Source organism: Alteromonas sp. IB21, from assembly GCF_016405965.1.
Taxonomy (GTDB): domain Bacteria; phylum Pseudomonadota; class Gammaproteobacteria; order Enterobacterales; family Alteromonadaceae; genus Alteromonas.
Genome location: NZ_JAEFCD010000021.1, coordinates 77,312 through 83,989 on the forward strand (window position 1 = coordinate 77,312; position 6,678 = coordinate 83,989).

The window sequence follows — 6,678 nt, forward strand, 5'->3', positions numbered from 1 at the left end:
TAGTCGTAAGGCTATCCTACAGATATGAGAGTAGATTATCAGAGCTAACTTGACTGTCGCTTTGTCAACCCAACAATAAAATTTAAATATCGTATACGGCCTATTAGCTAACGCACATGACTTAGCCGCTTAATAAACGGGCTAATAATCGTCGGCTATGGCGGGTCCAGCGTAGTTATCGAAGCGCGAGAACTGACCTTGAAAGGTAAGACGACAGGTTCCAATCGGACCGTTACGCTGTTTACCTATGATAATCTCTGCAATGCCCTTATATTCACTATTTTCGTGATACACCTCATCACGATAAATGAACATGATCAAGTCGGCATCCTGCTCGATTGAGCCAGACTCACGAAGGTCAGAGTTAACAGGTCGTTTATCCGCACGTTGTTCTAGCGTACGGTTAAGCTGCGAAAGTGCTACCACAGGCACTTCGAGCTCTTTAGCCAGTGCTTTAAGTGAACGAGAAATCTCTGCAATTTCTAAGGTACGGTTATCACTCAGTGAAGGTACGCGCATTAGCTGTAGGTAATCCACCATGATGAGGCTGATCCCACCGCGTTCGCGAGCGAGTTTTCTTGCACGACTTCGCACATCCATAGGCGTTAGACCTGAGGAGTCATCAACAAATAAGCTGTCTTTGTCTTTCAGCATAGCCATGGTATTAGAGATGCGTGCCCAGTCTTCATCGTCGAGCTGCGCAGTACGGATTTTAGTTTGATCCACGCGACTTAATGAAGCCAACATACGCATCATGATTTGTTCTGAGGGCATCTCAAGACTGAAAACCAGTACCGGCTTCTCTTCTGCCATCATAGCGTTTTCAATCAAGTTCATAGCAAAGGTAGTTTTACCCATTGATGGACGAGCCGCCACTATGATTAGGTCTGATGGCTGCATACCGCTGGTCATTTTATCCAGGTCAGTAAAGCCTGTTGTAACCCCCGTCACCTCTTTATTGGTTTTCACCAATTCCTCAAGGCGGTCGATAGTTTTACCTAGAACAGACTCAACATCGCGAGGTCCTTCGTTCTCCCCCGTTCTGCGCTCTGCAATTTCAAACACTTTGCTTTCGGCAAGGTCCAGAATATCAGCACTGTCTCGTCCCTCCGGATTATACCCAACCTCAGCAATTTCGTGCGCCACACCAATAAGCTCACGGGTAATAGCCCGCTCGCTAATAATTTGCGCATAAGACGCAACATTGGCTGAACTCGGTGTATTTTTAGCAAGCTCGCCTAAATAAGCAAAACCACCGGCATCTTCAAGTTCGTCGTGCTTTTCTAGCTCTTCAGAAACGGTAATCAGATCGATAGGCTGACTTTTGTTAAGTAGACGGGTGATTGCGCGAAAGATAATTTGGTGCGAACGATTATAAAAATCACTATCGGTGACGCGTTCTGCAACCTTATCCCAGCTATCAGGGTCGATAAGCATGCTGCCTAGAACAGATTGCTCAGCCTCAATGCTATGAGGTGGAACCTTCAATTTCTCAACACTTTTATCGTTTTTAGACGCAGACGCCACAAGTAAAACCTATTCCAATGCACAAAAGTCAGTTAGATATTATGCGCTTTTAACGCACATCTCTCAACAAAGGAAGCAGCTCTTTTATTGCGAAAGCCTAAAAAGGCAGCAGGGCTTAAAGCGTTTTTTCTAACTTGAGAAAAGTGCCGTCAACGAGTGTGTAGGCGTGACTGTTCTCTTGAAAAATCAGTGTAGATCCAATGATAGCGCGGTTATCTGAGCACGCCAGGTCGACTTGGGTAATCTTGTCGTCACTGAAGTCTAACGACGACGGTGATGTTCGAAAAGCAGCGTAAAAATCTTCTCCCGTCATCTTTTGAGATGTGTAAACCGGCGAATCACAGAGGGCCTGATCTAGTTTTGCAGCATTTTGTTGATAGGTGACAGAGCGGCCAAGAAACTGCTCTGCTTCGGCTGCTGAATGAGCGCTAATACCCACATTATAAGCCTTAGTTACTACCCAAGTCCCTTCGTAATAAGCGGGCTCTTTAACAGCACAACCTAAGGTTAACGCGCATATCCCAAACGCGCCTATGATTAGGCTATGAAATCGCCAAAACCTTTTGACGTGTCCAACAATACTCAATCTACTCTCCAAACATAAAGCTTTTTAAAATCAGATAGTTTAACGTAGAAACCATCTATAAAGTTCACTAGAAATCACGTAGATATAGAGCTTTCGAGTATTGTTATAGTTCTGATTAAACGTTCAAACATCATCAATGAGCGACAAAAATAAAAAGCTGCCTATATGCGCAGCTTTTTAATTGTCACCACATCTTCTAATCAATAAATATGGTTTAAATTGTTTTTTTCAAGCTAAAGCTTCAATTAAACTATCTATAGCTTATTCACTTTTGATCTATTTCAATGCGCCCATGCACTGTTGAAATATCGACGTTCGCTACACCGCCGTTATAAATAAACCGTAGCCAGCTACCCGGGCCATACTTTGGCTTTTGCGACTGTTCATCACTGATATTATTTACAATATTACCGCCAGCGTGAGTCTCAATATCAAATTGTGCAGATACACCGTTTTGAAAAACAAACTCCATTGCACCGCCCACAGAATTTGCTTTCACGCTACCGTTCTTATTTAGGCCTAAACTCGCATAAGTCCTACCGTTAACCGTATTGATTTGCAGTACATCAACCGCTTGAAGTGATAAATCAATTCGGCCATTCACTGTCTCTACCGATACGTCTGGGCTATTGGAAGTGATGTCGAGTTTGCCATTTACCGACGCAAAGCTAACTGGCGTGTTACCTGAGTGTGATGCTTCAATTTCACCATTGACTGTTTCCGCCTCTAATCGACCTCTCACATTCTCAAGCACGATATCGCCATTGACGGACTCTACCTCCACTCGCTCACCGATATTTTTAAGAATTACGTCGCCGTTTACGACTTCTACGTCTACCGCTTCTGTAATACCCTCTGCAGTAAGGTCTGCATTAACTGCGGTGTAATGAAGATCGCTTGCTGAAGGGATATAGATAACAAGATCGTCGCCATCTTTTCCTTTGTTGAACCAACTCTTTGAATGACGCTCAACTTCAACGTGTATAACCACAACATCTCCCCGTCTTTCGAAGACAAATTCTTCAGTTTGGTCGCCTAGTTCACCGGTGACCCGAACCTGAGACTTATCCCATACTCGAATATCAGCTTTTCCATTAATGTGCTCAATGTCGACTTTCGGTGAAGACGATGTATCGATCGTCTTATCAACTTTTTCCCCTGCAAACGCCACTGTGGCGATACTTAGCAGCGCAGTACAGAGTAATACTTTGGCTCCAACAGGCGTATTAAACGTGTGCAAAATTGCGTTTTTCGTATTTATAATCATCTTTAAACCCTTATTAAATTTGCTGCCACTTTGGCGCGTGCACTCGCTCAATTAAGGCAATTTGCTGTTGATATACGTGGTGCAGCATTTTGATTAATGCTGAGTTATCTGGATCGTTTTTTAGCGCGGCTTTAATTACATCAGCAGCATCATCTAATTCTTTCAACTGCTCCTGCCAGTCTTGGGTAAGCGCGGGCGTACTTTGATAGCTAGCGAGCAAACTATTTACTTGCTGCTGTTGCTGCACACTCATCGCATCGATAAGGGCATAGCCGTCGCTTCGACTTTCATCAGCGTTAAACGCAAAAGGAGCAGCGAACCACAACACAGTGACCAAGCAAACGCTTGCGGCTATCGCCATCCACTGTCTCGATGTAACCGTAGATGATGAGACGTCATCATTAGATATTTGATTTTGAGCCGATGTTATACCTAGCTCTATACCGCGCCACAGATCTCGCTCGGGCTGCTTCTCTTTCGATAGCTCTGAAATATGCTGAGCAAGCTTGTCATCAAAATTACTCATCATCGACTCCCATAAAATCTTTCAATAATTGCTTAGCACGGAAAAATTGCGCTTTGCTTGAGCCCACGGCCATATTCAACATTTTGGCAATGTCTTCGTGTCGGTAACCTTCAAGTGCATGGAGCACAAAAACCATTCTCGCGCGCTCAGGAAGACGAATGATCAGTGCTTCTAAGTCCACATCGGTACTATTCTGTTCAGCAGGCATCTCGTTAATGCCACTATTTTCCAGATTAAACATGCGCTGTACCCATCCCTTCTGTTTACGCATATAGGAAATAGCAATATTCGCCGTTACGCTGTGTAACCATGTAGAAAATTGGCTTTGGCCATCGAAGTTAGCGAGCTTTTTCCACAGCTGGATAAAGACTTCTTGCGAGGCATCCTCCGCCATTCCTTTTTCGCCTGTTAGCCGATAACACAACGCGTAGACTCGCCCGATATATTTGTCGTATAGAGACCGAAACGCCTGTTTATCGCCCTCTTTAACCTTAGATATCAACTCATGTTCGCTTTTGTTACCAAACACCACATTGGCGTGTACAACACGTTGTTGTGCGTGTTCCATTCTTTTCTCTTTGTTATTTGTGGTGCTGATTAGCATTAGCACTTGTTAGTGTTATAAGGTTAGTCGTACCCTATAGTACAAAGGTTTAAATGCACAAAAATATTTTTTGGAGATGCCATGTCTACCTCGTTTTCTGTTAACGCTCTGTTTGCTGGAAAACCTCAGCCACTAGGCCCTCGTGGGGCACCGAGTAGTATTGTCAAAAGCCCCGTCGATGCGTTAACGGTGCACATGGACAGAACCGATGAAGACCAACAGGCCAACAAACGTCTTCACGGTGGACCGGAAAAAGTGCTGCATCAGTTCAACCCGACCAACTATCTAACATTAAGAAAGCATTTTCCTGAAGGCGAATTTTCGCTAGGCAGCATTGGCGAAAACATCAGTGTAGAGGGCATGGACGATGCCACCGTTTATATCGGCGATATCTGGAAATTCGGCGAAGTAGAACTACAAGTGAGTTCGCCGCGCGCGCCCTGCAGTAAAATTTCTCAGCGGTTTAATATTCCGAATTTAGACAGATTTGTGGGCGAAAGAGGTATCACTGGCTGGTATTACCGGGTTATTAAAACCGGAACCATCAATGTTGGCGACGAAGTAACACTCCTACACCGTGAAGACGATACCGTTAATGTTCACACCTTAATGCAATGCGCCCATACGAAAGCCGACAGAGCACTGGCTCAAAAGCTAGCGAAACTTGAGGCGCTTGACGATGAATGGCGCGGAAAATGCCAAAAAATTGCAGATAAGATTGCGGATAAATAGGCCATTTATCCCTAGCTTAAATTAAAAAGACGCTCGCTCACCTTCATTCAAAATAACCCAAGGCATTGCAGGGTTTAGCTGCTTCTTCATTTTCATAAGACGAAATAGCGCAGAATGTGACGTCTTATCTCCCATCATCCAGCTGGCATTTCCATAGCCCCAAGGCACTACGGCTTTACAGCCCAGGTCTTGAGCGGCAACAATGGCATCTTCTGGTGTAGTATGCACCTTGCGATACCATTTAGGCGAGGTTTCGCTAAAATAAGACGCTATAGGTAACAGGCAAACATCTATTTCCCCAAAACGGGCTTTAATATCTTTGAAGTGTGGTGAATATCCCGTATCACCCGCAAAGAACAAAGTATTTCCTTCACTCTCAAATAACCAACCGCCCCACAATGTAGCATTGTCGTCCTCGTACAAATAAGGCACCCAAATTCGGTTACTGAAATGATGGGCAGGCACGAAGTGAATAGAGGTTTTGCCTACGTTTTTGCTGGTATACCACGCCATTTCTTTAATGGTGTAGCCTCTATTAGGGAAGTGCTCTGCGAAACCTAACGGAACAAGATATTCGGGTTTTGTACCTAATTCGTCAATATCGGCTTTATTAAAATGATCATAGTGTATATGGGAATAAACCACAGCATCGATTTGTGCGAGTTTGTCTTCACCTACCTCAGCAGGTGCGTTGCGGCTGAACCCCTCCGCCAATCGAAAAGCCCAATTAACGGGCCAATCAAACTGCCCAAACACAGGGTCGATAAGTATTTGCTCGCCACTTGCGGTGTTAAGTAAAAAACTTGCATGCCCTAACCAGGTAACGGTTAAACCAGCGTGTAAGTTAACTTGCGGATTATTACCAACGAACTGACAGTTTTGCATGTCGCTTTCACACTTGATATCAGCAGACGCCGGATAGCAATCATTAGTGCACGTGACGGGATAATCACTGAAGTCGTCGTAAAGATTACTGAACCTATCCTCGTAGCCAATCCCATCGCTATAAATGACCACCGCATTGCTATCGTCAACTCTCGTTGTTCGATTAGGTGTTGCACACCCAACAAGCATGCAGGTCGATATAAAATAGATGGCAATATACTGCTTCACTTGTTTAGTCCCTTTATTTCTCGTTAAAGCTTTGCGGCGGAAGTCTACAGTCTAAACAGCAAGTTACAATTCACCACCTTTTATTTGTAACAAGAAGATAAGAAGATGTTGATGTGTGTATCTGAGTGAAGTGTCAATTAGTGACGACTTATCTATTTAAATAGTTAGTGTGAATATCGAACGAAGCGCCGAAAGCATTCTTCTCGAACTATCTCTTAATATACTGTCGCGTTACTTTTAGGCAAAAAGCGAATCGACGTAAATTTACTGACCCGTCCTAAGATAGGTTGACAGTTTTTAGGCCAGCTCCAGTAGCTGGCCTT

The 6,678-nt window shown here is 44.1% G+C and carries 7 protein-coding genes; 1 reads left to right on the plus strand and 6 read right to left on the minus strand.

Annotation, left to right across the window (positions count from 1 at the left end):
• Positions 1-141: 141 nt before the first annotated feature.
• The 5 genes from dnaB to JC525_RS14410 form a co-directional block, all read right to left on the minus strand.
• Positions 142-1,527 carry a replicative DNA helicase gene (gene dnaB / locus JC525_RS14390; RefSeq protein WP_198816436.1) on the minus strand — a complete coding sequence of 462 codons (1,386 nt, stop codon included), beginning with the start codon at positions 1,525-1,527 and terminating at the stop codon, positions 142-144.
• Between the two features lie 115 nt (positions 1,528-1,642).
• Entirely contained in the window at positions 1,643-2,113 is a 471-nt protein-coding gene (locus tag JC525_RS14395; RefSeq protein ID WP_198816437.1) for a hypothetical protein, read from the minus strand.
• Positions 2,114-2,378: 265 nt separating this feature from the next.
• Positions 2,379-3,380 carry a DUF4097 family beta strand repeat-containing protein gene (locus tag JC525_RS14400; RefSeq protein WP_198816438.1) on the minus strand — a complete coding sequence of 334 codons (1,002 nt, stop codon included), beginning with the start codon at positions 3,378-3,380 and terminating at the stop codon, positions 2,379-2,381.
• Between the two features lie 13 nt (positions 3,381-3,393).
• Complete coding sequence (locus JC525_RS14405) at positions 3,394-3,906, minus strand: hypothetical protein (RefSeq protein WP_198816439.1); 513 nt, start codon at positions 3,904-3,906, stop codon at positions 3,394-3,396.
• Positions 3,899-4,474, minus strand: coding sequence for an RNA polymerase sigma factor (locus JC525_RS14410; RefSeq protein WP_198816440.1), 576 nt, complete (start codon positions 4,472-4,474; stop codon positions 3,899-3,901). Before JC525_RS14410 ends, JC525_RS14405 begins: the two co-directional genes overlap by 8 nt.
• A 117-nt stretch (positions 4,475-4,591) precedes the next feature.
• Between JC525_RS14410 and JC525_RS14415 the strand changes: the two genes are divergently transcribed.
• Complete coding sequence (locus JC525_RS14415) at positions 4,592-5,242, plus strand: MOSC domain-containing protein (protein WP_198816441.1); 651 nt, start codon at positions 4,592-4,594, stop codon at positions 5,240-5,242.
• Positions 5,243-5,263: 21 nt separating this feature from the next.
• Here JC525_RS14415 and JC525_RS14420 read toward each other — a convergent pair whose 3' ends face one another.
• Complete coding sequence (locus JC525_RS14420; protein WP_198816443.1) at positions 5,264-6,316, minus strand: MBL fold metallo-hydrolase; 1,053 nt, start codon at positions 6,314-6,316, stop codon at positions 5,264-5,266.
• Positions 6,317-6,678 lie beyond the last annotated feature (362 nt).

Coding starts and splice junctions, on each gene's coding strand:
- JC525_RS14400 (WP_198816438.1), bottom strand. CDS start 3,380: ATGATTATAAATACGAAAAACGCAATTTTGCACACGTTTAATACGCCT.
- JC525_RS14405 (WP_198816439.1), bottom strand. CDS start 3,906: ATGAGTAATTTTGATGACAAGCTTGCTCAGCATATTTCAGAGCTATCG.
- JC525_RS14410 (WP_198816440.1), bottom strand. CDS start 4,474: ATGGAACACGCACAACAACGTGTTGTACACGCCAATGTGGTGTTTGGT.
- JC525_RS14415 (WP_198816441.1), top strand. CDS start 4,592: ATGTCTACCTCGTTTTCTGTTAACGCTCTGTTTGCTGGAAAACCTCAG.
- JC525_RS14420 (WP_198816443.1), bottom strand. CDS start 6,316: ATGCTTGTTGGGTGTGCAACACCTAATCGAACAACGAGAGTTGACGAT.